Consider the following 26,248-nt stretch of genomic DNA (forward strand, 5'->3'; position numbering starts at 1 on the left):
GGCAAGACATGACCGGGCCTTCTCGTCTCATGGCTGCAACGATCTGCCTGATCGCTCTTTGCCTCATGTCTGGTGCTGCTCTGGCCGCGACGGAAGCGCTCTACCAGTCGCAGACGATCGTCACCGGCACCGGCGAGGTCAACCGGAAGATCGGCTTCAGGGATTGCCTGGACAAAGTGCTTGTGAGGGTCTCGGGCGATCAGCGGCTGCCGGGCAAACCGGAGATGGCGGCGCTGCGCGACAAGGCAGGCGATTTCGTCGAATCCTTCCGCTACCACGACCGGCTGGAAGGCATCCCCGTGCATGACGAGCAAGGCACGCATGACCGGCCGCACGACCTCACCTGCCTCTACAAGCCCGCTGTGATCGACAAGGTGCTGGCCCAGCTTGGCAGCAAGCCTTGGCTCGGCGAGCGACCGACGGTCGCGGTTTTCCTGATGGCCGAGCAAGGCACGCGGCATTTCGCGCTGAGCGCCGATGACGAGCGCGGCGAGGCGATGCGCGAATCCTTCATCAACGCCACGGGGCCGCTGCTGATGCGCATCGCCTTCCCGCCGGGGTCGATGATTTCCGGGATGGACGAGAAGGCGCTGCACACCACCGACATGGCCACGCTCGACGAGCTGGCGAGGAAGGCCGGCGCCGACCAGGCGCTCGCCGGCAGCATCGTATGGAGCGACAAGGACCTGGGCTGGATCGCCGACTGGCGGCTGGCCGATGGCGGCAAGACCTATCGCTGGCAGGTGCGCGGCGTCAGCTTCGACGAGGCGTTCCGTGTCGCCATGCGGGGCGCGGCGCAAGTGCTGTCGGGCAATGGGCAGCCCTGAGAGGTCGGCGCTGCCCCCTTCTCCCCGTCAACGGGGACAAGGAAGGCTGGCACAATCGTGTCGCATTGGTCTGTCGGGAGACCGCGTGTTAAAACCGGTCAAACGAGAGTTGACGCGATGAACAAATTCACCCCCGCAAAGCCTGCCGGCGCGCGCAGCGTCGACGAGATCACCGGCAGCCGGCGGCTGAGGCGCATGCGCAAGGCCGACTGGTCGCGGCGCCTGGTGCAGGAGAACCGTCTTTCGGTCGACGACCTTATCTGGCCGATCTTCGTCGTCGACGGCAAGGATGTGCGCGAGCCGATCGCCGCAATGCCCGGCGTGTTCCGCCTGTCGCTCGACCTCGCGGTCAAGGAGGCCGAGCGTGCGGCCAAGCTCGGCATTCCGGCGATCGCCACTTTTCCCAATGTCGAGCTTTCGCTGCGCGACCAGACCGGCTCGCACATCCTCGACCCGGAAAACATCATCAACCGCGCCACCCGCGCCATCAAGCATGCGGCGCCGGAGATCGGCATCATCACCGACGCCGCGCTCGATCCGTTCACCAGCCATGGCCATGACGGCATCCTGCGCGACGGCATTATCGTCAATGACGAGACGGTTGCGCAGGTGGCGGCGGCAGCCGTCATCCAGGCCGCGGCCGGCGCCGACATCATCGCGCCGTCGGACATGATGGACGGCCGCATCGGCGCCATCCGCGACGCGCTCGACGCCAACGGTTTTCAGGACGTGGCGATCATGTCCTACGCGACGAAGTTCGCCTCCGCCTTCTACGGCCCGTATCGCGAGGCGGTGGGCACGGCCGGCCTGCTCAAGGGTGACAAGAAGACCTACTATCTCGACCACGCCAATTCCGACGAGGCGCTGCGCGAGGCCGAGCAGGACCTCGCCGAAGGGGCCGACATGCTGATGGTGAAGCCCGGCCTGCCCTATCTCGACATCATCCGCCGGCTGAAGGACGAACTGCAAATGCCGACCTTCGCCTACCAGGTGTCGGGCGAATATTCGATGATCAAGGCGGCCGCCGCCAATGGCTGGATCGACGGCGAGAAGGCGATGCTGGAATCGCTGCTTGCGCTGAAACGCGCCGGCTGCGACGGAATCCTCACCTATTTCGCGCCAGAAGTGGCGGCGATGCTGAAGGGATAGCCGACATTGCTGCGGGGGCTGGGCAAGCATCTCAAATCATTGTTCGTTGCCACCCCACGCGGCGATACTACTACGCCGGGCTATCACGCCTACGTCACGCTCCATGACTGGATTGTGCCGAGTTCCAAGCTGTCCAGTGCTATCGGGCCGCTTTCGGGAAAGCATCAATCCGCGCTCGACACCGCATGGGCCGAACTGGAGAACGGCCTGGCGGGCTGGAGGACGAAACATCTCATTCAGGCGGCTGATCTCGCCGCGGAAATCCGCAACGGCCCGTCGGCGCCCGACCTCGCCAATACCGTTGTTTCCATTCTCGTCGATCACTCCGGATCGATGCGCGGCCAAAAAATGCTCTACGCCGCCGCTTCCGTCGACATTGCACAGGAGTTCCTGAGGACGCTAGGCATCAAGGTCGAGCTCCTGGGCTTCACCACGCGCGCCTGGCGCGGTGGGTACTCACGGCAGACCTGGGATGCAGATGGCCGGCCCAAAAATCCGGGCAGGCTGAACGACCTGCTTCATATCGTTTATCGGGAGGCCGACGATATGCGTCAGGGCAGTATCGGTCATGCTCTCAAGGTGATGTTGCGGCCGGACCTGCTCAAGGAAAATATCGACGGCGAGGCCATCGAATGGGCAGCCGACCGGCTGCGGAAACGTCCCGAGCGCCGGAAAATACTGCTCGTCGTGTCGGACGGGGCGCCGGTCGACGATTCCACGCTTCACGCAAATGGCCCTCGCTATCTCCAAGACCATCTCTTTCAAGTGGCGGTGCAACTGGAGACAGCCGGAGACGTTGAGTTGCTGGCGGTTGGTTTTGGTTCCTATGTCGACAACTCCTATCGAGTGTCAACGAATTGCGAGGCACCCGATGAGCTCGGCAGAACCATGTTGATGGCATTGCAGCGCCAGCTTGTCGCCGGTGGAACGATGTCTGCCGGTGACACGGCGGACGAGGTTGGTAGTTCGCCGTCGCCGAACTGATCATTCTCCTGAACTTGCCGGGGCGCGATCCGCATCCATCCGCGCACCAGATACCGCTTGCAATACGCAATCAGTTAGACTAACCACTAACTGCTTGCAAAATACAACTGGTTATGAAGGAGGTAGCATGTCCAAGCTTCGCGTCAGTGCATTCACCCTGTCGCTTGACGGCTTCGGCGCCGGTCCGGATCAGGATCTCGCCAACCCGCTCGGTATCGGCGGCGAGAACCTGCACAAATGGATGATCGGCACCCGCTTTTTTCGCAAGATTGTGATGGGCAAGGACGGCGGTACCACCGGCACGGACGACGCGTTCGCCACGCGCAGCTTCGAGAATGTCGGCGCCTGGATCCTCGGCCGCAACATGTTCGGCCCGATCCGCGGCGAATGGCCGGACGAGACCTGGAAGGGCTGGTGGGGCGACAACCCCCCTATCACGTGCCGACCTTCGTGCTGACGCATCACAAGCGGGCGCCGATCGCCATGGAAGGCGGCACGACCTTTTACTTCGTCACCGACGGCATCCACTCGGCGCTGGAGCAAGCCAGGGAGGCGGCTGGCGGCAAGGATGTGCGGGTCGGCGGCGGCGTTTCGACCATCCGACAATATCTGCACGAGAAGCTCATAGACGAGATGCACCTAGCGGTATCGCCGGTGCTGCTCGGCAAGGGCGAGCATCTTTTCGCCGGCCTGGACATGCCCGGCCTTGGCTATCGCTGCACCGAGCAGGTGGCAACGCCCCTCGCCACGCATGTGGTGATTGAGCGGGCGTGATTACAGCTCTTTCTCCCCGTTCACGGGGAGAAATGCCCGGCAGGGCAATGAGGGGCCGCGCTGCCGGTTGAAGATTGGCGACAAGCCGCTGACGGCGAACTAAGGCTCAATTGCTGACGTCGGCGCCGCCCCTCATCCGCCCTTCGGGCACCTTCTCCCCGTAAACGGGGAGAAGGAAAAAAGATGCTCAATACTTCTCCGGCACGTAAAGCTCGCGCGGCAGCACCTGGCGCTCGTATTCGGGATTGAAGACGCGCTCGGGCAGCGTGATCTCCTCGTGCGGAACCTCCTCATAGGGAAACTGCTGCAGCAGATGGTCGATGCAGTTCAGCCGGGCGCGCTTCTTGTCGTTGCCCTCGACGATGAACCAGGGCGCCTCGGGGATGTTGGTACGGGCGAAGGTCTCTTCCTTGGCCTTGGTATACTGCTCCCACCGCACGCGCGACTGCAGGTCCATCGGCGACAGCTTCCACTGCTTCATCGGGTCGTGGATGCGCATCAGGAAGCGCATCTGCTGCTCCTCGTCGGTGATCGAGAACCAGTATTTGACCAGCGTTATGCCGGAGCGCACCAGCATGCGTTCGAATTCCGGCACGTCGTGGAAGAATTCCTCCACCTGGTCCGGCCCGGCAAAGCCCATCACCCGCTCGACGCCGGAGCGGTTGTACCAGGAGCGGTCGAACAGCACGATCTCGCCGCCGGCAGGCAGATGCGGCACGTAGCGCTGGAAATACCACTGCGACTTCTCGCGCTCGGTCGGCGCCGGCAGCGCCACGACGCGGCAGATGCGCGGATTGAGCCGCTGGGTGATGCGCTTGATGACGCCGCCCTTGCCGGCCGAGTCGCGGCCTTCGAAGATCACGACGACCTTCTTCTTGTGGTAGGCCACCCAGGACTGCAGCTTGATCAGCTCGGATTGCAGCCGCAGCAGGTCACGGAAATATTGCTGCCGCTCGATCGAAGGCGGATGCGAATCCTTGTAGATCTTGGCGATCTCCAGCGACAGCGCCGGCTCCGATAGCTCCAGTTCGTAGTCCTCGTCGAGCGTGTCGGCGAGTTCGGCTTCCAGCCAGTCCCTGGCTCCGGAATTCGATTTCAGTTCGTTCATCGTGCTGCTCCGCGTGCCAGCCTGCCATGTGTGGTGGGATGACACCCTGCTGCCGCGCGCCATCCTGAGCCGACTTCAATAAAGGCCGGCAATGACGGTTTTATTGCAATACCGTCGCTTGAGATTTGAACGACCGCTCGCCGCGACAGGGCGACAAACCGGTGAACTTGTCCTACAAATATGCGTTCTCATTCGGGCAGCCCGCTCGTGGCGCCTCTCCCAATGCAATCGCGAGGATCTCAAATGGAATACCGCACACTCGGCCGTTCCGGGCTGAAGGTTTCGACGTTGACGCTCGGCACCATGACCTTCGGCGGCGCCGGCGCCTTCGCGGCGGTCGGCAAGACCGACCTCAATGAAGCGAGCCGGATGATCGATCTCTGCATCGATGCCGGCATCAACCTCATCGACACCGCCAATGTCTATTCGAACGGGATTTCGGAAGAGATCATCGGCGAGGCTCTGGGCGGCAAGCGCAAGGACGACGTGCTGATCGCCTCCAAGGCGCGCATGCGCATCGGCAAGGGTCCCAACGACGAGGGCCTGTCGCGCCATCACCTGATCCGCGAGTGCGAGAAGAGCCTGAAGCGGCTGAAGACCGATGTCATCGACATCTACTTCCTGCACGAATGGGATGGCGTGACGCCGCTGGAGGAGACGATTGCCGCGCTCGACACGCTGGTGAGCCAAGGCAAGATCCGCTATGTCGGCTGCTCGAACTATTCCGGCTGGCAGGTGATGAAGGCGCTCGCCATCAGCGACAGCAGCCACCAGCCGCGTTTCGTCACCCAGCAGATCCACTACACGCTCGAGGCCCGCGAGGCCGAATACGAGCTCTTGCCTATCGCGGTCGACCAGGGGCTCGGCGTGCTGGTGTGGAGCCCGCTCGCCGGCGGATTGCTCAGCGGCAAGTACGACCGCAACAGCCCAACCGCCCGCCAGCTCGGCGGCTGGTCGGAGCCGCCGATCCGCGACCAAGACCGGCTGTGGCAGATCGTCGACGTGCTCGTCGACATCGGCAAGGCCAGGGGCGTATCGGGCGCGCAGGTGGCGCTCGCCTGGCTGCTCGGCCGGCCGGCCGTCTCGTCGCTGGTGATCGGCGCCCGCAGCGAGGCGCAGCTCAAGGACAACATCGCCGCCGCCAGCCTGACTCTGTCCTTCGACGAGCGTGCGCGGCTCGACGCCGTCAGCCGGCCGCCGGTCCTCTACCCCTATTGGCACCAGCAGCTGACGGCCAAGGGCCGCTTCGGACCGGCCGACCTGGTGCTCGACCGCAGCGATATCTGAGGGGCCGCAACGGGTCAGCCGGCGATGAAGCGCCAGACTTCGGGATCCGGTTTGACCTGGCCGCTCAGCACGAAATATTTGTAGAGGACGAGCAGCGAGATCGCCTGTTCGTCCCGCTCGTTGCGGAATTTTCGGCAATAGGCGTTGGCGGCGGCGACGATGCGTTCGGCCTCGGCCGGGTGCCTTTCGAAATGACGCACCTTGTCGGCGAGATCGGAGAAGTCAGGCGCCAGCTGCACATAGTGGACACCGGCCCTGACCTCGCTTTCGGTGAACCAGGTCTCGTAAGTCGGTGGCGGCATCAGGCAGAGCGAGTTCGAGCTCATGATCCATTTGAGGTTGGTCGCGACATCGTTGCCTTCGAGCGAGACAATGTAGCGGTAGCGCCGCTGCTCATCGATGGTGAGATAGGGTTTTTGGTATTCGGCCTTCGCGTCCTTTTTCGGCGTCCCGACATCGCAGATCGGCAAGTGGCGCACCGCATCGAGGAACCGCGTGCGGATCGGGTTGTTGAGATCGCCGCGCCAAACCACCAACGGACGCTTGTCGGCGAAGGGCTGCCGGTCGGCGGGCATCTGGAAGTGGCGGAACTTGTCCAGCTTCATCAGCACCGCATTGCCGTTGCCGTCCATGATCGGCCGGTCCTTGACGATCGCCGGCATCTTGGGAACGTCGATGACATCGCCAAATTCGAGGTCGATGAGCAGCACCGGATCAAAATAGCGGGCAAATTCCTTGAGGTCGTAATAATACATGCTCGGCGAGAACGGCAGCCGGCTGACCGGCACCGCTGCCGGGCTCGGCACAAAGGGCTGCTGCAGCCTGTTATAGAAGTTCACCCGCTCGCGGACCGAGCCGTCCGACCGCCGTGCCTGCTCAAGCCATCCCCTCAGCCGGTGGCGGAACAGCGCCTGCGGAGCGAGGTCGCGCGCGAAGTTGCGCGCGTAGTAAAACACCTTGGCTGCGGTTCGGAGAGGCGTGGCCATCGTTGGTCACCTGGACTGGGGGCAAAATGCTCTTAGCATCAGTCCGTCGAACTTTCACACTGCAAACTGCACGGCACCGCCGGCCGGCCGAGAGCCGGCTGGGTTGGCGGGCGCAATGCCGCGCAAGCCATTGTGCGGGTGACGGTTCAGTCCAGGGCGATGGTCGCGATCACGCGGCGACGACGGCGAAGCCCCGGGCCCGCAGGCCGCGCCGGTCGTCGCGCAGCGACGTCACCAGCCGGTTGCGGCTGCCGACGATATGGGCTGAAAGCAATCGCGCCGCCGCTTCCGCATCGCCCACCCGCACAGCCGCCAGTACGGCATGATGCTCCGCCCATGCGCGGCCGAGTGCCGCCTCGTCGCGTACCTCCAGCCAGCGCGCGCGGGAGAGCCTGGTCATCGCATCGCGCACCGCCCGAAACAAGAATTCGTTGCCGGAGAGCCTGGCCAGCTCGATGTGGAAATCCATGCCGATGCGGCGCCATTCCTCGCGCGGAGTGCCTGCATCGCAGGACTCCAGCATCGCCTCGATGGCGTCGACGGCGCTTCTGTCCTCCAGCAGGCAGGTCAGCCTGACGGCGGCCACCTCGACCGCCTCGCGATAGACGGCGATTTGTTCGAGTTCGGCCAGATTGATGGGCGAGACCGTCCAGCCGCGCCCGTCGCGGCAGATCAGCCCTTCGGTTTCCAGCCGCAGCAGCGCGGCCCTGACCGGCGTGCGCGAGGCGGCGAAGCGGCTCTCGATCCAGCGCTCGGTCAGGCGCTCGCCGGGCCCGATCTCAAGACCGAGGATCATCTCGCGAAGCTGCCGTTCGACGCTCTGCATCTGCGACATGGCGGTTCCGTTCGTATGGCCGCATTGACAGCGGCAGGGTTGAGGTCCATGACGGATACCAGCTTGGTATCCCAAATTGGTATCCGTAACAACCCCACCATGGCACGGGCATGAGATGAGCAAGAACGGCAGCGAACAGGGCGGCTACAACGTCCACTGGCGGCGCAATCTCGCCGTCTGCTTCGCGGGCTCGTTCAGCACGCTCATCGCCATGACCTTGCTGCTGCCCTTCCTGCCGCTCTATGTCGAGCAGTTGGGCGCCGAGGGCCATGCCGCGATCGTGCAATGGTCGGGCATCGCCTACGGTGCCACCTTCTTCGCGGCCGCCCTTGTGGCGCCGCTGTGGGGACGGCTGGGCGACCGCTACGGCCGCAAGCTGATGCTGGTGCGTGCCAGTTTCGGCATGGCGATCTGCATGTCGCTGACCGGCATGGTCGAAACCGTCTGGCAACTGGTTCTGCTGCGCCTGCTGATCGGCTTTGCCGGCGGCTATTCGTCGGGCTCGACCATCCTGGTCGCCATGCAGACACCGAAGGAGCGTTCCGGCTGGGCGCTGGGCGTGCTCTCGGCCGGCATCACGGCGGGTGGCCTGGTCGGGCCGCTGCTGGGTGGCGCATTGCCGCCGGTGATCGGCATCCGCGCCACCTTCCTGCTGTCGGGCGGCGTCATCTTCCTCGCCTTCCTGGCGACGACCTTCCTGATCAAGGAGACCCCTCGCCCGGCGGCGGCCAAAACTGGAGCTGCGTCAAAGCCGAAAAGCGGCTGGTCGCAGATCCCCGACAAGCGCCCGGTCGTCGCCATGCTGGCGACCGGCATGCTGCTCGCCTTCGCTACCATGTCGATCGAGCCGATCATCACTGTCTATGTGCAGCAGCTGATCGAGGACGAGAGCCGGGTGACCTTGGTCGCCGGGGTGGTCATGTCGGCGGCGGCGCTCGGCGCCATCCTGTCGGCCTCGTGGCTGGGCAAGCTCGCCGACCGCATCGGCCACTGGAACGTGGTGATCGCCGCGCTTGCCATCTCGGCCCTGCTGTTGATCCCACAGGCCTTCGTCACAGAGGGCTGGCAGTTGATCGGTCTGCGCTTCCTGATGGGTCTGGCGCTGGGCGGGCTCCTGCCCTGCATCACCAGCGTCATCCGCCACAACGTGCCGGACGGCGTCGGCGGCAATGTGCTGGGCCTGTCAATCTCGGCGCAATATGTCGGCCAGGTGGCCGGGCCACTGCTCGGCGGCTTTGCCGGAGGCCATTTCGGCATGCGCTCGGTATTCCTGGGAACATCGCTGCTGATGGCCGGCGGCGCGGCCTACAACTGGATTGTCCAGTCGCGGCGCACGCGCAACATACTGGCGCAAGCCGGCAGTTCCTGACACGTTCGCCTTTTGCGGATAAACCCACCCGATGAACGGCAAGCTGAAGGACTGGGCGCGCACGATCAAGCAAGACGTGCACGCGATCTATCTCGCGGCCGGTGATGCCCGTACGCCTTGGTATGCGAAGGTGCTGGCGCTATGTGTCGCCGGCTATGCCCTGTCTCCAATAGACTTGATTCCCGACTTCATCCCGGTGCTGGGATATCTCGATGACGCAATCATTGTGCCGCTCGGCATCCTGGCCGTGCTGAAGATGATTCCACCGGAGGTCATGGCAGAACATCGAGCCGCTGCCGCGCTTGCGGGAGAGCGCCCGGTGAGTCGGGTAGCCGCAGTCGTCATCGCTTCCGTCTGGGGCGCATCTGCCACACTGGCGGCCTGGCTCGGCTATCGCTACTTCATCGGCTGAGTTCGCGACACCATCCGCGCTTTCACTACATCGGTCGTATGGCAGGAGGCACCCCCATATGGGCACAACTGAACAAGCAGCTAGCGGAGGCAGCCGCATCTTCGTTCTTGCCGGCGGCCTCTGCGGCGCGGCGGGCGTGGCGCTGTCGGCCGCGGCCGCGCATCTGGGCGGCGGCTTCGTCGGCACGGCGGCGTCTTTCCTGCTCATGCACGCGCCGGTCTTCCTCGCCGTCGGGCTGATCGGCGCCGACCGCGCCCTGCGAATCGCAAGCCTGGTCCTGCTTTTCGGGCTGGTGCTTTTCTGCGGCGATCTTCTCGCCCGCGACTTCCTGGGTTCGCGGCTGTTTCCGATGTCGGCGCCGATCGGCGGCACCCTCCTGATTGCAGGCTGGCTGGCGATCGCCGGTTCGGCCCTCGTCCTGCGTCGCGCCTGAGACCGGCGCTCAGTCCTGCCGGCGCTCGCGCCTTGCCAGCCATTCGCGACTGCGCACGGCCGGCCCTGTGAGGCGCCGCCGCTCCGGCCGCTCGGACGCCGGAGAGATGCCCCAATAGTTGCGATAGATATCCTCGAACAGATGGTTCATCGGATGCATAGCTTTGTTCCTCTGAATTGAATCGATCCAATCGATCGACGTGAAAAAGACCGACCGCTCAGCCGCGCTTGCGATCCACGATAAAGCGCGGCTCGCGCCTCCATGGACTTGCCTTGCCGCGGCGCTTCTCGCTGAGCGCAGCCGAGGCAATGCCCCAATCGTTGCGGTAGACGTCCTCAAACAGAAAGTTGACCGGATGCATCGCACCCTCCTTCCAAACTCGCTCCAATCGGCCGAATTGCCAACTTGGATCGATTCAAACATAGGCCATCCGACCTGGGAGTCAAGCGGAATTTGAATCGATCCAAGAAAAATGATATTGGACCGGAGATCGATCCCCGTCCATGTAGTGCGGCGTGGGAGGTCCGGGAGAACAGACATGGCATCACTCATCGAAGGCCAGGCACGCCCCATCCGGCTGGCCGATATCGCCAAGGCGGCCGGCGTCTCGCATGGCACGGCCTCCAACGTCTTCAGCCGCCCGGAGATCGTGCGCGCGGAAGTGCGCGAGCGGGTCAAGGCGGTGGCCGAGGCGATGGGCTATGCCGGACCCGACCCCAAAGGCCGGCTGCTGCGCGCCGGCAAGGTCAATGCGATCGGCGTCGCATCGACCGAGCCCCTCTCCTATTTCTTCGACGACCCTTTCGCGCGCGTGATGATGGCCGGTATCTCCGAGGCATGCGACGCCACAGGTGCCGGCATTGCGTTGGTATCGGCTCAAAATGACGAAAAACTCGCCTGGAACATCCAGAGTGCCCTGGTCGACGGCTTCATCCTGTTCTGCATCGAGGGAGGCCCTCGCCTCGTCGAGCTGACGCGCGAACGCAGGCTCCCCTTCGTCGCGCTCGCAGTCGGCTTCGATGACGACACCATCTCGATGATCGGTATCGACAACGTCGCCGGCGCAAGGCTGGCCGCGCGTCATCTCAGCGAACTTGGGCACCGCCGCTTCGCCGTTCTGTCGCTGCCTTTCGTTGACGGCAGCACCGGTCTTGTGACGCCCGGGCGGCTCGGGACGGCGCTCTACACCGCAACGCGCGACCGACTTGCCGGCTATTTCGAGGAGCTTTCCCGCTTCGGCATCGACACCACCAAGGTGCCGGTCTACGAGACCGAAAACGAGGCCGCCTCCACCAGGGCCGGCCTCGAAGCCATCTTCGCCAGCGGCGAGCCGCCCACAGCGATCCTGGCGATGTCCGACCGCATGGCCATGGTCGCGGTCGACTGGCTGACCGGGCGGGGTCTGAATGTCCCGGGGGATGTCTCGGTCATCGGTTTCGACGGCGTTCCGGACGGCCTGCTGTGCAGCCCTCGGCTCACCACGATCGCCCAGCCGATCGCCGAGATCGGCCGTCGGGCGGCGCGAATGATCCTCAATTTCGACGGCTCAGTGCGACGCGAGATGCTCGGTGTCGAACTAATCGTCAGGGCATCGACCGGACCGGCGAGGCCCTGACCGACCTCACCGATTCCCCGCCGCCATCGGCTGGACGCCGAAAGACGCACGCGCTGGCACCTCGCCGCGGGCCGGCTTCTTGCCCGATGAACCGATGCCGGACAGCCATTCGAGATAGAACGCGAGCGCGAACTGCATGGCGATGCCGGCCGATATCAGCAGGGTGTCATAGGCGAGGCCGCCCGGATTGATCAGCTTCAGCACCTGCGCCACCATGGCGAGAACCGTGCCGGTGATGAACACAGGCAACGAGCGCTTGCCGAGGATGGCGAGCGGATGGTCGGGGCTGGTGCGGAACAGGTTCGAGACAGCCGGCAGCGCGACGATGAGATAGCTCACCGCCAATATGTGCAGGAGCCTCGGCAGCGACAGGAATGTCTTGTCGAAGCCGGTCAGCACCACCGGCAGATCGAGCCAGGATATCCGGCCCCAGAGCGGACTGTGCACCCAGACGAGCGCCGTCAGTACATAGGCGGCGGCGGCTCCGAGCAGCCAGCGATTGACCGGAATCACGCCGCCGCGCCTGACATGCAGCATGGCGGCCAGGCCGATGTTGAACAGGAACTGCCAGGACAGCGGATTGAGGAACCAGAAACCGGGCTCCGGATAGTTGGGCGGCGCGATCTGCCAGATGCCGACGACTAGCCACAGGGCTCCCGACAGAACAAGCGCCGGCACCGGCCGGTAGCTGATCAAAAGCAGGAAGGCCGGCGCCAGCAAAAGCAGCACCGCGTAGACCGGCAGGATGTTGTTGTAGCCGAGCTGGTGACCGAGCGTGACGATGCCGACCAGGACTTCCGGTGTGTTCTTCATCAGCGGCTCGATGTTGATCAGTTTCAACAGCTCAGGCCGCCTGGCGAACACCGCGGCGGCGCAGAACAGCGCCATCACCGCCATGGTCGTGACGATATGGGCAACATAGAGGACGCCGGCGCGCCGCCACATCTTCAGCGTCGCCAGCAGCCGGCCTCCGGACTGGAATTTGCTGCCGTAGGCGAGCGCGACCGACATGCCGGAGATCAGCACGAAGGCTTCAGCCGCGTCCGAGAAGCCGAAATTCTTGTAGGTCAGCGTCTCGAACATCGTGCCGGGCACATGATCGATGAAGATGGTGAGCAGCGCGAGCGCGCGAAACACATCGATACGCGTATCGCGTCCGGGCGAAACTGGCATGGTCATCGACAAAAGGCCTCAAAGCTGGTCGTTCATTGGGGCAATGCGACCCCCGGCGCACCGCTTTGATTCCTCCCGTGGCGGAGTGTATCGGCGCAGAAACGGTCTGAAGTAAGCCTGGTTCAATCAACTTTCGCGGAGCAAGAAAATATTCCGTTTTGAAGCCGGCAAATCAACGAATCTATCATAAAATCAAAAGGATATAAGCGTGTCCGAATATACCGGCAAAACTGCCGTCCTGCGTGACTTGAGCTTCCCTTACCGCTTCACACAGCCAACAGAGGCAAGCGGCGAATGCCTGTTCCTGCTACACGGATCAGGTGTCGATGAAACCACGCTGGTGCCGCTGGCGAAACAGATTGCGCCGGATGCCGCACTGGTCGCCGCGCGCGGTCGAATCCCACAAGAGGACGGCTTTCGCTGGTTCGAGCGGATCACGCCGACCAGCTTCGAGCAGGCCAGCATCCGCACGGAAACGGACGCCTTCGCGACGTTCGTTGCCGAGGCGACGAAGCGCCACGGGCTCGATCTCTCCCGCGCAGCCTTCCTCGGCTATTCGAACGGCGCCAACCTGGTCTCGAGCCTGATGCTGCTTCATTCCGGTCTCGTCCGGCGGGCCGCGCTTTTGCGGGCCATGCCGGTGTTGGCCGAGACGCCGCCGACGGATCTCGGCGGCACAAAGGTGCTGATGATCGCCGGCGCCGCCGACCTCACTTACGGTCCCTTCGCGCCGGCGCTGGTGATGCTGCTAAGCCAGCGCGGCGCCACGGTCGACGCAAGGATTATCACATCTGGGCATGAGATCGGCGATTCGGATGCGACGATCGTCAGGCAATGGCTGGCGGATCCAACTGCTGTCGCGTGAGCCCGGTCAATTCCATCGAATCCTTCACCGGTGGCCAGCATTTCGCCATTTCGCACTCCAGCGACGGGCCACTCCCTCTTCCATTGTCCACAGCGCGGACATATCTCTGTCACGAACTGTCTATCGAGATACTGTTCACTGAGGGGGAGGTCTAGATGACCGACAAGAACAGCGTCACTCTGCTCGACGACACCTCGACATTGCCGGCAATCGTGGCCAATCCGTCCGAAGTGGCTCGGATTGAAGGCACGATCGACGTTGGCGACCGCGCAGCGATCTCGGTCTATGGCGACCGCGCCCAGCAGTCTGTCAGCGACTTTGCCGACAAGATCCTCGCCCAGATCCGCAACCGCGATCTCGGCGACACTGGCACGCTGCTCACCGATATCATCATGAAGGCCAAGAACCTCGACCCCGCCTCGCTGAAGGAAGAAGGGTTCCTGAGCAATTTGTTTTCCTCATTCAAGGCTCGGCTCGAACGCTTCAAGGAGAAATACGAGGACGTGGCGGGGCAGATTGACCGCATCGGACTGGAGCTCGACCGTCACAAGGATACGCTGAGGCGCGACATCGCCGTGCTCGACGACCTGCACGAGCAGACCAAGGACTCCATCCTCAAGCTGGATGCCTATGTCCAGGCCGGCAAGAAATTCGTCGACGACTACCGGGCCAACGAATTGCCCAAGCTGAAGGCCGCGGCCGAAGCCAAAGGCAGCGATGCCGGCGGCACGCTGGAGGCGCAGACCTATCAGGACACGGTGCAGGCACTCGACCGGCTGGAAAAGCGCATCTTCTACCTGGTGCAGGCTCGCCAGCTTGGCATCCAGCAACTGCCGCAGATCCGCATCGTGCAATCGGGTGACGAAACGCTGATCGAGAATTTGCAGGCGACGTCGGCGCTGACGGTGCCGGCCTGGAAGCAGAAGATGGTCATCCTGCTCGGCCTGACCAACCAGAAATCGGCGCTCGAGCTGCAGAAGACGGTGACCGACGCCACCAACGAGATGATCCGCCAGACCTCGAAGATGATGAAGGATCAGGCCATCTCGATCGAGGAGCAGGCGCAGCGCGGCATCGTCGACGTCGAGACGCTGGCTCAAGCCAACCGCGACCTGATCGACACCGTGCAGGGCGTGCTCAAGGTCCAGCAGGAAGGCCGCCAGAAGCGGGCGGACGCCGAAAAGCAGATGGACCAGATGACCGCGGACCTCAAGAAAGCGCTCACCCAGGGCTGACGGAGCCTCGATGCCGAAGACGCTGTCGTCCGTTCTCCTGCTGGCGGTCTCGCTGCTGCTGGCCGCCTGCAATTCGAGCAACGTCAAATTCTCGATCGTGTCCGGTTCCGAGAACACCGTTCTCGAGCCGATCGTGCAAGAGTTCTGCGCCAAGCAGGGCGCCACCTGCATCGTCTCTTATCAAGGCTCGCTCGACATCGGCCTTGGCCTGCAGAAGCCGGGCGGACTCGACCAGGATGCGGTCTGGCCGGCTTCGAGCGTCTGGGTGGACCTGTTCGATTCCGGCCGCAAGGTGCGCAACCTGACCTCGATCGCGCAGATGCCGGTCATCCTCGGCGTGCGCAAATCCAAGGCCGCCGAACTCGGCTGGGTCGGCAGGGACGTATTCATGAAGGACATTCTTGCCGCGGTGAAAGACGGCAAGCTGAGATTCCTGATGACGTCGGCCACGCAGTCCAATTCCGGCGCCAGCGCCTATCTCGCGATGCTATCCAGCGCGCTCGGCGGCAAGGAAGTAATCCAGCCCGGCGACCTCGACAATCCGAATGTGCGTGACACGGTCAGCGCCCTTCTGCAAGGCGTCGAGCGCTCGTCCGGTTCCTCGGGCTGGCTGGCCGACCTGTTCATCGACTCTGCGCGCAAGGGCACGTTCTACGACGCGATGTGGAACTACGAGGCGACGCTGAAAGAGACCAACGACAAGCTGAAGCAGATGGGCGACGAGCCGCTCTACGCGATCTACCCCGCCGACGGCGTTGCGGTCGGCGATTCACCGCTCGGCTTCATCGACCATGGGCGCGGCCCCGAGGTGGAGAAGTTCTTCACCGACCTGCTCGCCTACCTGCAATCGGACACGATCCGCAAGCGTATCGCCGATACCGGCAGGCGCCTGCCGCTCGGCGGCGTCGCGATCCAGGCGGCAGCCGAGCCGGACTGGAACTTCGATCCGGGCAGGTTGGTGACGTCGATCCGCATGCCGGAGCCGGCGGTGATCCGCACGGCGCTCAATCTCTACCAGGAGGCGTTGCGCAAGCCCTCGCTGACGGCGCTCTGCTTCGACTTTTCCGGCTCGATGGAGGACCAGGGCGAAAAGCAGTTGCAGGTCGCCGCCCAGTTCCTGTTCACGCCGGAAAAGGCCAGTGAAGTGCTGGTGCAGTGGACGCCCTCCGACCACATATTCGTGCTGCCTTTCGACAGCGTGGTGCGCGACACATTCGAGGCGGGCGGCGACACGGCCGGCCAGAGCCAGTTGCTGTCTGATGTGGCCGTGCAACGGGCCGGCGGCGGCACCGACATGTATGCCTGTGCGCAGCAGGCCCTGCAGAGGATCACCGCCACGCCGAACCTGTCGAAGTATCTGCCGGCCATCGTCATCATGACCGACGGCCGCACTGATGGCAGTCCCGACATGTTCCTTGCGCAGTGGCGCCAAGCGCCGGTGCGCGTGCCGGTGTTCGGCATCACCTTCGGCGATGCCGACAAGAGCCAGCTCGACAGTCTCGCCAAGGCAACCTCGGCGCGAGTCTTCGATGGCAGCGGCGATCTGGCCAGCGCCTTCCGCGCCGCCCGCGGGTATAACTGAGCCGATGCGCTGGCTGTTCGGGAACGACTGGAACTGGATCGCGGCGGGCGCGGTTTCGGCCGCGCTGCTGCTCGGCCTGAGCTTCCTCACCCACTTCCCGTTCCTGGTCTCGCTGGTGATTGCCGCGCTTGTCTTTGCCGGGCTGGTCTTCGTTCTGGCGCCGCGCCAGCTGTTCGAAGGCCTGGATCTCGGCTCGATCGGCGGCGGCCAGGTGGCGTTCGCGCGCGAGCTTCTGGCGCAGGCGCAGCCGGCTGCCGACAAGCTGGCGGCAGCCGCGAGTTCGATTGCCGACAAGGACATGAAAGCGAAGGTCAAGAACCTTTCCGACATCGCCGCCGATGTCATTTCCAGGGTCGAGGCGAAGCCCGCGAGCGCGCCATCCGTGCGCCGCTTCCTCACCTACTATGTGCCGCAAGCGGCGGAAGTGGCGGAAGGCTATGCGACGCTAGCGAACCGGCGCGCACCGAGCCAGGTGAGGCTGGCCAAGGTCGGCGCCGTCATCACCAAGCTGCAGGATGCTTTCGTGCACTATGCCGACAGCCTGGCCGACAGCGAGCTCGGCACGCTCGACGTGGACCTGCGACTCATTCAGGAGTCGCTGAAAGAGGACATTGGTCGCTGATGGCCATTTCACGCCGCGCTTTCGGATTGGGACTGCTGGGTGCCGCCGCTGCCGGCACCGGCGGCTATCTGACGCTGAAGGACCGCCCCGAGTTCCGCGGTTATCTCGGCAACCGCGCGCATCTGTTCGGCTTCATCGGCGGCGAAAAGCAGGCCTTCCTCGCCGATCCCGATGTCGTCAGGGCGCTCGGCGGCTATGGGCTGGAGCTCGACGCGCGCGTCGCCGGCTCGGTCGAGATGGTGCGCGAAACGGCGCTGCTGTCGCAGAAGCCGCAATTCCTGTGGCCGTCCTCCTCGATCATGGTCGACCTCGCCCGCAAGAGCGGCGTGGCCATCCGCAACGACCAGGTCGTGCTAAACTCGCCGATCGTGATCTACACCTGGGGGCCGGTGGTCGAAGGCCTGAAGAAAAGCGGGCTGGTGAGCGTTGCCGCCAAGGGCGGCTACAACCAGCTCGATCTGAAGGCGCTGCTCGACGCCATCCTCGCCGGCAAGACATGGTCGGACCTTGGCATCAACGAACTCTACGGCCGGGCACGCATCGTCTCGACTGACCCCAATCGCTCGAACTCCGGCTTCATGTTCGCCGGCCTCGTGCTCAGCCTGATGAGCGGCGACGTGGCAACGCAGGAACTGCTTGCCGAGCATGGCGAGCAGGCGAAGGCGATCTTCCGCAGCATGGGACTCAAATCGTCCTCATCGGGCAAGCTGTTCGATCAGTACATCGCCGGCGGCCTCGGCGCCGAGCCGATGGTGGTGGGCTATGAGAACCAGCTGGTGGAATGGGCGCTCGCAGATCCGGCGCGCTGGCAGCGCGTGCAGGCAGGCACCGGCGCCAAGCCGGAAATCCTCTACCCGCGCCCAACCGTCTATTCGGCGCATCCGCTGATCGTCATCGATCCGGCGGTCGACGCGCTGCTCGATGCGCTGAGCAGCCCGAAGCTGCAGGAACTCGCCTGGTCGAAGCACGGTTTCCGCGGGCCGCTCGGAACCGTTGCCGGCGACGCCGACGCAATTGCCGGCGTGCGGCCGGCCGAGATCGAAGCAGTGCTGCCGATGCCTTCGGCCGATGTGATGCTGTCGCTGCTTGCCCAGCTGGAAGGCTGAGCGGCGCCTATCCCTGCCCCATGCGGTTCCAGGCATCGAGCCCGGCGATCTTGTAGGCCTCGGCCAGGGTCGGGTAGTTGAAGGTATTGTTGACGAAGAAGTCGACCGTGCCGCCGAGATTTATCACCGCTTGGCCGATATGGATCAGTTCGGTGGCGCCCTCGCCGACGATATGGGCGCCGAGCAGCCGGCGCGTCTCGACCGAGAACAACAGCTTCAGGAAGCCTGAATTCACGCCCATGATGTGGCCGCGCGAGGTTTCGCGGAAGCGCGCCACGCCGACCTCGTAGGCGGCGCCGCTCTCGCGCACCTGCTCCTCCGACTGGCCGACCGTGGAGATCTCGGGCACGGCGTAGATGCCATAGGGAAAGGTTTCCGGCGGCGGCGGCAGGGTGACGCCGAAAGCATGACAGGCGGCCACCCTGCCCTGCTCCATCGAAGTCGAGGCAAGGCTCGGGAAGCCAATGACGTCGCCGGTGGCATAGATGTTGGGCACGCTGGTCTGGAACGTGTTCGCGTCGACCTTGATGCGGCCCCTGGAGTCGGACTCGATGCCGACCACGTCGAGGCCGAGGCTGCCAAGATTGCCGCTGCGGCCGGCGGCATAAAGCACGATCTCGGAGCGGATGGTGCGGCCATCGGCAAGGGTGACCTCGGCATAATCGGGCTTGGAGGTAATCTCCTTGACCGTGCTGCCGAGGCGGATCGTCATGCCGCGATCGCGCATCTGGTGGATGAAGTCGTCGACGATCTCGCGGTCGACGAAATCGAGGATGGTGTTGCGCGGCTCGACCAGCGTCACCGGCACGTCGAGGGCCGAAAAGATGGTCGCGTACTCGACGCCGATGACGCCGGCGCCGATCACGGTCAGCGTGCGCGGCAGCCGGTTGAGTTCCAGCATCTCGTCGCTGTCGAAGACGCGGGTCTTGTCGAACGGTACGTCGCGCGGCCGGTGCGGTCTGGTGCCGACGGCGATCAGCGCATTGGCGAAACCGACCTCGCTGTAATCGCCATTGTCGCTCGTCAGGCTGACCTTGTTGGGGCCGAGGAATTTCGCTGTGGAACGCGCGCTCTTGACGCCGTTGCGCATGAACTGGTGCTGCAGCACCTCGACCTCGTGGTCGAGCGTCTTGTGCAGCCGCTCGATGAGGTCGGTGACCGAGATGTCCTGCTTGACCCGGTAGCCGCGACCGTAGAAGCCACGCTCGCGCCAGCCTGAAAGGTTGAGCACCGTCTCGCGCAGTGTCTTCGACGGGATGGTGCCGGTGTGCACCGAGACGCCGCCGAGGCGACGCCCCCTGTCGACCACCAGCACCGACTTGCCAAGCTTGGCCGACTGCACCGCGGCGCGGCGTCCCGAAGGCCCGCTGCCGATGACCAGCATGTCATAGTCCATATTGCCCCATCCCCTCGGCGTCTTGCTGCGCCGCAGCAAGCTAACGCCATCCGAGCCGTGAATTCAACCGCTTCAGCGACCTCCGCACGTCGCAACCCGACCGACGATCTTGATTCCGCCATCGGCTTTCACCATTTCAATGGCGGATCGCCCGCACCCTATCGCGGGCCCGGTTACGAGGACATGACATGAACGCGCGTGTACTTGACGGCGAAATCATCACCAGCAGGCTCGACGACGTGCGCGCCTATGACGGCGTGCGCACGCGGCGCATCCTGGCTTGCATGATCGACTACCTGGTCATCGGGCTGCTCACCATCCCGTTCGCGATCCTGGTGTTCGTCTTCGGACTGCTGACGCTCGGCCTTGGCTGGATGCTGTTTTCGGTGCTCGTGCCGGCGGTCGCCGTCCTCTACATCTGGAACACGCTGGGCAGCGTCGACCAGGCCACCACCGGCATGAAGCTGATGGGCATCCGGCTCGACCGCCTCGACGGCAGCCGCATAGATGGGCTGACCGCCGTCGTGCATTCGGTGCTGTTCTGGGCCGGCAACGTCATTCTGACGCCGCTGGTGCTCTTGGTGACGCTGTTTTCGGACCGCAAGCGCACGCTGCACGACCTGGTGCTTGGCACAGTGGTCAGCCGCACCGACCACTAACGCCGCTCTCCGAAGGCCGGCGCGAGCGCTTATCCGCAAATATGAAGGACTTCGGTTGGCCGCCGCCTCATAATCCTGTTGAATTTTTCGCCAACCGGGCCAAAGGTAAGGCGATTCGCAGGAGCGTTTCCTAGACTCGATGACGCAGCATCCGACCCAGTCGCCGCAGTTCTTCCTGACCGCGCCGTCGCCGTGCCCGTATCTGGAGGGCCAGTTCGAGCGCAAGGTGTTTACCCACCTTGTCGGCGACAAGGCGCCCGAGATGAACGACCTGTTGACGCAAGGTGGCTTCCGGCGCTCGCAGAACATCGCTTACCGGCCCGCCTGCGAAACCTGCCGCGCCTGCGTGTCGGTGCGCATCCTGGCGCAGGAGTTCACCGCCAGCCGCAACATGAAGCGGGTGATCCAGCACAATGCCGACCTCGTCGGCGCCATGCACGACGCGCAGCCGTCGACCGAGCAGTATTCGCTGTTTCGCGCCTATCTCGACGCCCGCCACCGCCGCGGCGGCATGTCCGACATGACGGTGCTCGACTACGCCATGATGGTCGAGGACACGCATGTCGACACCAAGATCATCGAATACAGGCGGCGCGGCCCCGACACCTTCATCACCGGCAAGGGCCAGGGCGAGCTGATCGCGGTGGCGCTAACCGACAAGATGGCCGACGGTCTGTCGATGGTCTATTCCTACTTCAATCCGGACTTCGAGGACCGCTCGCTCGGCACCTTCATGATCCTCGACCATATCGCCCGAGCGAGAGCCATGGGCCTGCCCCATGTCTATCTCGGCTACTGGGTCAACGGCTCACGCAAGATGAGCTATAAAATGCGTTTCATGCCGCAGGAGCATCTCGGCCCGAAAGGCTGGGAACGCTACGACCACGAAGCGGTCACGCGCTGACTAACCCTTTCCAAGCCCGACCTAGAAGCAATTCCAGGAAAAGTGTGTAGCGGTTTTCCGTCCGGAATTGCGTAATCACTGCAAACTGTTTCAAGCAGCGGGATGCTGGTCTTGTCGCCGAACGGCGAGAGAATGCGCTGTCGCGCCGCCGGCTGTCCGCGCGAATTCATTGCGAGAATTACCGACATGTCCTCCCACCACGACCACCAGAAAGGCCTTCTGCTCACCGCCATTGGCGGCCTGACGCTGACCGTCGACATCCCGCTGATCCGGCTCGCCCATGGCGAGGCATGGACAATCCTGTTGCTGCGCACCGGCACAACTTTCCTTGCCGGGATTCTCATCTGGACGGTCTGGCGCTCGCTGAGCGACCGGGCGCCGCAACTCGTTCCCGGCCGGGCGGGGCTTGCGGTGGCGACGCTTTACGGGCTCGGCTCGATCGCCTTCATCACCGCCGTCTACAACACCTCGACCGCCGACCTCGTCTTCATCCTCGCCTTCACCACCATGTTCTCGGCGTTGCTGTCCTGGCTGTTCCTGAAAGAACGGCCACGGCCGCTGACGCTGGTGGCGCTGGCGGTGATGATCCTCGGCGTCGCCATCATCGTCGGCGACTCCATCGGCAGCGGATATCTGTTCGGCGACGTCATGGCCCTGTGCTCCGCGCTCTGCGTCGCCTGCGCGATCACCATCTCACGCGCCAGCGGCAAGGACATGGGCTTCACCTCGCTTATCGGCGTGGTGCTGCCCTTCACCGTCGCCGCCTTCATGGTCTGGAAGACCGGCTTTCAGGTGGATGCGCCGTGGTGGATCATCTTCAACGGCGCCGTGATCATGCCGGTCTCCTTCTTCTGCCTCGCCAACGGGCCGAAATACATCACAGGGCCGGAAGTGGCGATGTTCTACCTGTTGGAAACGGTGCTGGCGCCGGTCTGGGTCTGGATGATCTTCGCCGAGACCCCGTCGCGCAACAGCCTGATCGGCGGCGCGATGCTGATCGTGACGCTTGTCGGCCATTCGCTGTGGCAGTTGCATGAGGGGCGCAAGCGCCGCGCCACGCTGGCGGTCAGTCACCCGGTCTGAAGCTTCTTCTTTTCGGCGGCGATCTCGATCTGCGGCGGGCCGTCCTTGGTCTCCGCAAGCGCCGTGGCGGCGGAATCGTCCATCAGCTCGACCTCGCGCAGCCACTCGCGCCAGATCGCGACCAGGAGCGCCATCAGCACGGGGCCGATGAACAGGCCGAGGAAGCCCATTGTCTTGACGCCGCCGATCAGGCCGAAAAAGGTCGGCAGGAAAGGCAATTTGATCGGCCCGCCAACCAGCTTGGGGCGCAGCGTCTTGTCGACGATGAAGAGCTCGACCGCGCCCCAGGTGAACAGCGCCAGCCCCGCCATCAGAGAGCCGCTGGCGGCAAGGTAGATCGACACCAGGGTGAAGGAGAGCGGTGCGCCGCCGGGGATCAGCGCCATGATGCCGGTCAATGCGCCAAGCGTCACCGGCGACGGCACGCCGGCCAGCCAGTAGGCGACGCCGAGCACCACTCCTTCGCCGATGGCGATGATGGTCATGCCGGTGACGGTGGACGAGATCGTCGCCGGCACCACGCGCGAGATCCGCTCCCAGCGGGTCGGCAGGATGCGCTCGCCGAGGCGGTCGACCTGCGCGGCGAAATGTTCGCCATCGCGATAGGCGAAGAACAGCGCGATCATCATGAACAGCAGCGTCAAAAGCAGGCCGAAGGCGCTGCCGCCGGCGGCGAGCGCGCCGCGATAGATACTGCCGATATTGGCGCCGCTGACCAATTGGATCAGCTCGCCGATGCCGCCGGGATGGCCGAGATTGGTCGTCCACTGCTCGTTCAGCCACTCACCGATAATGGGCATGGTGGCGATCCATTGCGGCGTCACCGCGCCGTGGCGGTTGGTCTCGATCGCCCAGCCGACCCATTCGCGCAGCTCATTGATGGCGTAGGTGCCGGCAAGCGCGATCGGCACCACCAGGAAGGTGAGGATGAAGAGGATGGCGAAGGTTGCGGCAATCGTGCGGTTGCCGCCGACGGCGGTGAGCAGGCGCCGGTAGAGCGGCCAGCTGGCGAAAGCGATGACCAGCGCCGCCAGCACCGGGAACAGGAAACCGTGGAAGAAATAGACGCCGGCGGCGACGATCAGCACCAGCAGCCAGCGCGCCGCCGACAGCGGCGGGATGACGGCGGCCCTGAGCGGCGTCGACAGGCCGAACAGCCGCTGCCCCGGTTTCTGGATCTCAGCCTGCTTCAAACGTGCATTTCTCCCCTGCCCGGGTTGCTTATGCACCATCATAGTGCAGCAATCGTGACGATAGTCCAAATGATTGGGCGGAGGCTTTTCCTTCTCCCCTTGTGGGAGATGGTGGATCGGCGCGCAGCGCCGAGACGGATGAGGGGTGCTGGAAGAAACGCGACGTCAAGAGATTCAAGGATTTGAAGCGCTTACATTCGAGAGGCAGCGATCCTTCCAACACCCCCTCATCCGGCCGAGCTTCGCTCGTCCACCTTCTCCCACAAGGGGAGAAGGTTGGGCGCTTCCGCTACCCGAACTTCCCCGTCCTCGGGAAACCCTTCGGCACCATGCGGCCGGCGGCGGCGCGGGCGCCGATCCATTCGGCCAGTTCCTCGCGCGAGCGGGTGAAGGTGCGGTCGGCCGAATCCTGCCACGACAGACCTGTCTCCAGCGTGAACGGCTTGATGTCCAGGACGCCGCCATCCTTGTATTTCTGCAAGCGCACGCCCTTGCCGCGCGCCATCTCCGGGATCTCGGCAAGCGGGAACACCAGCATCTTGCGGTTCTCGCCGACGATGGCGAGGTGGTCGCCTGAGAGCGGAATGCAGCGCTTGGCCTCGTCGGGCGCCTTGACGTTCATCACCTGCTTGCCCTTGCGGGTGTTGGCGACGACCTCTTCCTCCGGAACGATGAAGCCGTTGGCGTCGTAGGAAACCAGAAGCAGCTTGCGCTTCGGATCGTGGACGAATGCGGTGACGATGTCCTGGTCGTTCTCCATGTCGACGATGATGCGGATCGGCTCGCCATGGCCGCGCCCGCCCGGCAGCCGGTCGGCGCCGATGGTGTAGAACTTGCCGCCGGTGGTGAAGACCAGGATCTTGTCGGTGGTCTGGGCGTGGAAGGCTAGCTTGAGGCTGTCGCCTTCCTTGAAGGTGAACTGCGAATGGTCGGTCAGATGACCCTTCATCGCCCGCAGCCATCCCTTCTCGGAGACGACGACGGTGACCGGCTCGCGCTCGATCATGGCGTGCGCGATGTCGGTCAGGTCGTGCTCGGGCGCGTCGGCGAACTGGGTGCGGCGCCTGCCGAGCTCGGTCTCGGGCCCGAACTTGTCGCGGATGCTGGTGACTTCCCACGTGATCGTCGCCCACTGCTTGGCGTTGGACGCCAGCAGCGCCTCGATCTGCTTCTTCTCGGCGGTGAGCCCGTCGAACTCCTTGCGGATCTCGATCTCTTCCAGCTTGCGCAAGGCGCGCAGGCGCATGTTGAGGATGGCTTCGGCCTGGGTGTCGGTGAGCGACCAGCGGGCCATCATCACCTGCTTGGGCTCATCCTCCTCGCGGATGATCCTGATCACCTCGTCGATGTTGAGGTAGGCGATCAGATAGCCGGCGAGAATCTCGAGGCGCTTCTCGATCTCGCCGAGGCGGTGCTTCGAGCGGCGGATGAGTACGTCGCGGCGATGCTCCAGCCATTCCTTGAGCACGCCCTTCAGCGACAGCACGTTCGGCACCTTGCCGCGCGACAGCACGTTCATGTTGAGCGGGAAGCGGCTTTCGAGCTCGGTCAGCTTGAACAGCGATTCCATCAGAATGCCGGGATCGACGCTGCGGCTCTTCGGCACCAGCACGATGCGGATATCCTCGGCGCTCTCGTCGCGGATGTCTTCGAGCAGCGGCAATTTGCGCGCCATCAGAAGCTCGGCGATCTTCTCGATCAGCCTGGCCTTCTGGACACCATAGGGGATCTCGGTGACGACGATGCTCCAGGTGCCCCTGCCCTGGTCCTCCTGGCCCCATTTCGCCCTGACGCGGAAGCCGCCGCGGCCGGTTTCATAGGCTTCGAGGATCGATGCGCGGCTATCGACGATGATGCCGCCGGTCGGGAAATCCGGGCCCTGGACGAAGTCCATCAGCGCGGTCACCGGCGCGTCGGGATTCTCGATCAGATGCAACGCCGCGTCGCAGAGCTCGGCGGCATTGTGCGGCGGGATCGAGGTCGCCATGCCGACTGCAATGCCGGACGAGCCGTTGGCGAGCAGGTTGGGGAAGGCGCCGGGCAGCACGACCGGCTCCTCGTCCTCCTCATTGTAGGTCGGGCGGTAGTCGACGGCATCCTCGGTGATGCCGGCGAGCAGCTCCGTCGCCACATCGGTCATGCGCGCTTCGGTGTAGCGCATGGCGGCGGCGTTATCGCCGTCGATATTGCCGAAATTACCCTGCCCGTCGACGAGCGGGTAGCGCATCGAGAAATCCTGCGCCAGCCTCACCAGCGCGTCATAGATCGACTGGTCGCCATGCGGATGAAACTTGCCCATCACCTCGCCGACGATACGCGCGCATTTAGCGAAGCCCTGGTCGGGGTTGAGTCTCAGCAGCCGCATGGCATGCATGATGCGGCGATGGACGGGCTTCAGCCCGTCGCGCACATCCGGCAATGCCCGGTGCATGATGGTCGACAGCGCATAGGCGAGATAGCGCTCCTCGAGCGCCTTCTTCAGATCGACCGGTTCGATATGGTCACCGCCGCCATCCGAAGGCGGCAAAAGCCTTTTTCCCATGGGTTTGCACTAGCCGAGCGGGTGATTCGCGGCAAGCGCCGGCTGGCCTAATCCGCGCCTCTCAAGCCCACGGGTGTGACGGATTTCACGGAATTGGCGACGCTCGCCG

General features: G+C 64.1%; 25 protein-coding genes and 1 pseudogene. 17 read left to right on the forward strand and 9 right to left on the reverse strand.

The features are described 5' to 3' along the window. Positions 1-8: 8 nt before the first annotated feature. From EJ073_RS06260 to EJ073_RS06275, 4 genes and pseudogenes are all read left to right on the forward strand, one after another. The gene (locus EJ073_RS06260) at positions 9-827 is read left to right on the forward strand and encodes a DUF2066 domain-containing protein (protein ID WP_126054953.1); all 819 of its coding nucleotides are present in this window, start codon (positions 9-11) and stop codon (positions 825-827) included. A gap of 117 nt (positions 828-944) precedes the next feature. Continuing rightward, on the forward strand, positions 945-1,976 hold the full coding sequence (hemB, locus tag EJ073_RS06265; RefSeq protein WP_126054954.1) for a porphobilinogen synthase: 1,032 nt from the start codon (positions 945-947) through the stop codon (positions 1,974-1,976). A 6-nt stretch (positions 1,977-1,982) separates the two neighbouring features. Then, on the forward strand, positions 1,983-2,960 hold the full coding sequence (locus tag EJ073_RS06270) for a cobalamin biosynthesis protein CobT (protein ID WP_126054955.1): 978 nt from the start codon (positions 1,983-1,985) through the stop codon (positions 2,958-2,960). A 127-nt stretch (positions 2,961-3,087) separates the two neighbouring features. Then, a pseudogene (locus tag EJ073_RS06275) lies at positions 3,088-3,734 on the forward strand (dihydrofolate reductase family protein). A 187-nt stretch (positions 3,735-3,921) separates the two neighbouring features. Here the strand turns inward: EJ073_RS06275 and ppk2 are convergent. Next, a complete protein-coding gene (gene ppk2 / locus EJ073_RS06280) occupies positions 3,922-4,842 on the reverse strand; it encodes a polyphosphate kinase 2 (RefSeq protein ID WP_126054956.1) in 921 nt (306 codons plus the stop codon). A gap of 243 nt (positions 4,843-5,085) precedes the next feature. Between ppk2 and EJ073_RS06285 the strand changes: the two genes are divergently transcribed. Next, complete coding sequence (locus tag EJ073_RS06285) at positions 5,086-6,129, forward strand: aldo/keto reductase (RefSeq protein ID WP_126054957.1); 1,044 nt, start codon at positions 5,086-5,088, stop codon at positions 6,127-6,129. Positions 6,130-6,143: 14 nt separating this feature from the next. Here the strand turns inward: EJ073_RS06285 and EJ073_RS06290 are convergent, their stop codons facing one another. Both EJ073_RS06290 and EJ073_RS06295 read right to left on the reverse strand, forming a co-directional pair. Continuing rightward, on the reverse strand, positions 6,144-7,115 hold the full coding sequence (locus EJ073_RS06290) for a glycosyl transferase family 90 (RefSeq protein ID WP_126054958.1): 972 nt from the start codon (positions 7,113-7,115) through the stop codon (positions 6,144-6,146). Between the two features lie 169 nt (positions 7,116-7,284). After that, entirely contained in the window at positions 7,285-7,950 is a 666-nt protein-coding gene (locus EJ073_RS06295) for a GntR family transcriptional regulator (protein ID WP_126054959.1), read from the reverse strand. 115 nt (positions 7,951-8,065) lie between these two features. On the opposite strand from EJ073_RS06295, the gene EJ073_RS06300 reads away from it, so the two are divergent. The 3 genes from EJ073_RS06300 to EJ073_RS06310 are packed head-to-tail and all read left to right on the forward strand — an operon-like array spanning position 8,066 to position 10,164. Next, positions 8,066-9,319 (forward strand): MFS transporter, encoded by a 1,254-nt coding sequence (locus EJ073_RS06300; protein ID WP_126054960.1) that lies wholly within the window; start codon positions 8,066-8,068, stop codon positions 9,317-9,319. Positions 9,320-9,350: 31 nt separating this feature from the next. Next, complete coding sequence (locus EJ073_RS06305; protein WP_126054961.1) at positions 9,351-9,731, forward strand: YkvA family protein; 381 nt, start codon at positions 9,351-9,353, stop codon at positions 9,729-9,731. A 58-nt stretch (positions 9,732-9,789) separates the two neighbouring features. Next, positions 9,790-10,164 (forward strand): DUF423 domain-containing protein, encoded by a 375-nt coding sequence (locus EJ073_RS06310; protein ID WP_126054962.1) that lies wholly within the window; start codon positions 9,790-9,792, stop codon positions 10,162-10,164. Positions 10,165-10,173: 9 nt separating this feature from the next. Here EJ073_RS06310 and EJ073_RS31415 read toward each other — a convergent pair whose 3' ends face one another. Together EJ073_RS31415 and EJ073_RS31420 are read right to left on the reverse strand one after the other, a co-directional pair. Continuing rightward, positions 10,174-10,323, reverse strand: a complete 150-nt coding sequence (locus EJ073_RS31415; RefSeq protein WP_189363066.1) for a hypothetical protein — start codon at positions 10,321-10,323, stop codon at positions 10,174-10,176. A gap of 58 nt (positions 10,324-10,381) precedes the next feature. Further along, positions 10,382-10,525 (reverse strand): hypothetical protein, encoded by a 144-nt coding sequence (locus EJ073_RS31420; RefSeq protein WP_189347756.1) that lies wholly within the window; start codon positions 10,523-10,525, stop codon positions 10,382-10,384. A 177-nt stretch (positions 10,526-10,702) separates the two neighbouring features. On the opposite strand from EJ073_RS31420, the gene EJ073_RS06315 reads away from it, so the two are divergent. Beyond that, a complete protein-coding gene (locus tag EJ073_RS06315) occupies positions 10,703-11,779 on the forward strand; it encodes a LacI family DNA-binding transcriptional regulator (RefSeq protein ID WP_126054963.1) in 1,077 nt (358 codons plus the stop codon). A gap of 6 nt (positions 11,780-11,785) precedes the next feature. On the opposite strand, the gene EJ073_RS06320 is transcribed toward EJ073_RS06315, so the two are convergent. After that, on the reverse strand, positions 11,786-12,958 hold the full coding sequence (locus EJ073_RS06320) for an OpgC family protein (protein WP_126054964.1): 1,173 nt from the start codon (positions 12,956-12,958) through the stop codon (positions 11,786-11,788). Positions 12,959-13,160: 202 nt separating this feature from the next. Here EJ073_RS06320 and EJ073_RS06325 point away from each other — a divergent pair, with 202 nt between their 5' ends. The 5 genes from EJ073_RS06325 to EJ073_RS06345 all read left to right on the forward strand — a co-directional run bounded on the left by EJ073_RS06325 (position 13,161) and on the right by EJ073_RS06345 (position 18,362). Then, positions 13,161-13,817: an alpha/beta hydrolase gene (locus EJ073_RS06325; protein WP_126054965.1), complete on the forward strand. Its 657-nt coding sequence runs from the start codon at positions 13,161-13,163 to the stop codon at positions 13,815-13,817. A 155-nt stretch (positions 13,818-13,972) separates the two neighbouring features. Beyond that, positions 13,973-15,052: a toxic anion resistance protein gene (locus EJ073_RS06330; RefSeq protein ID WP_126054966.1), complete on the forward strand. Its 1,080-nt coding sequence runs from the start codon at positions 13,973-13,975 to the stop codon at positions 15,050-15,052. A 10-nt stretch (positions 15,053-15,062) separates the two neighbouring features. Next, positions 15,063-16,634, forward strand: coding sequence for a substrate-binding domain-containing protein (locus EJ073_RS06335; protein WP_126054967.1), 1,572 nt, complete (start codon positions 15,063-15,065; stop codon positions 16,632-16,634). 4 nt (positions 16,635-16,638) lie between these two features. Next, positions 16,639-17,256: a 5-bromo-4-chloroindolyl phosphate hydrolysis family protein gene (locus EJ073_RS06340; RefSeq protein WP_126054968.1), complete on the forward strand. Its 618-nt coding sequence runs from the start codon at positions 16,639-16,641 to the stop codon at positions 17,254-17,256. Continuing rightward, positions 17,256-18,362 (forward strand): substrate-binding domain-containing protein, encoded by a 1,107-nt coding sequence (locus tag EJ073_RS06345; protein WP_126054969.1) that lies wholly within the window; start codon positions 17,256-17,258, stop codon positions 18,360-18,362. Before EJ073_RS06340 ends, EJ073_RS06345 begins: the two co-directional genes overlap by 1 nt. Before the next feature lie 7 nt (positions 18,363-18,369). On the opposite strand, the gene sthA is transcribed toward EJ073_RS06345, so the two are convergent. Next, positions 18,370-19,758 carry a Si-specific NAD(P)(+) transhydrogenase gene (gene sthA, locus EJ073_RS06350; protein WP_126054970.1) on the reverse strand — a complete coding sequence of 463 codons (1,389 nt, stop codon included), beginning with the start codon at positions 19,756-19,758 and terminating at the stop codon, positions 18,370-18,372. A gap of 188 nt (positions 19,759-19,946) precedes the next feature. On the opposite strand from sthA, the gene EJ073_RS06355 reads away from it, so the two are divergent. The 3 genes from EJ073_RS06355 (at position 19,947) to EJ073_RS06365 (ending at position 22,404) form a co-directional block, all read left to right on the forward strand. After that, a complete protein-coding gene (locus EJ073_RS06355) occupies positions 19,947-20,417 on the forward strand; it encodes an RDD family protein (RefSeq protein ID WP_126054971.1) in 471 nt (156 codons plus the stop codon). 139 nt (positions 20,418-20,556) lie between these two features. Next, positions 20,557-21,321: an arginyltransferase gene (locus EJ073_RS06360; protein ID WP_126054972.1), complete on the forward strand. Its 765-nt coding sequence runs from the start codon at positions 20,557-20,559 to the stop codon at positions 21,319-21,321. 186 nt (positions 21,322-21,507) lie between these two features. Then, the gene (locus EJ073_RS06365; RefSeq protein ID WP_126054973.1) at positions 21,508-22,404 is read left to right on the forward strand and encodes an EamA family transporter; all 897 of its coding nucleotides are present in this window, start codon (positions 21,508-21,510) and stop codon (positions 22,402-22,404) included. Here the strand turns inward: EJ073_RS06365 and EJ073_RS06370 are convergent. After that, on the reverse strand, positions 22,392-23,597 hold the full coding sequence (locus tag EJ073_RS06370; protein WP_126054974.1) for an AI-2E family transporter: 1,206 nt from the start codon (positions 23,595-23,597) through the stop codon (positions 22,392-22,394). The genes EJ073_RS06365 and EJ073_RS06370 overlap by 13 nt on opposite strands. 289 nt (positions 23,598-23,886) lie before the next feature. After that, the gene (gene parC / locus EJ073_RS06375; RefSeq protein WP_126054975.1) at positions 23,887-26,139 is read right to left on the reverse strand and encodes a DNA topoisomerase IV subunit A; all 2,253 of its coding nucleotides are present in this window, start codon (positions 26,137-26,139) and stop codon (positions 23,887-23,889) included. Between the last annotated feature and the right edge of the window lie 109 nt (positions 26,140-26,248).

The organism is Mesorhizobium sp. M4B.F.Ca.ET.058.02.1.1, assembly GCF_003952505.1.
Lineage (GTDB): Bacteria > Pseudomonadota > Alphaproteobacteria > Rhizobiales > Rhizobiaceae > Mesorhizobium.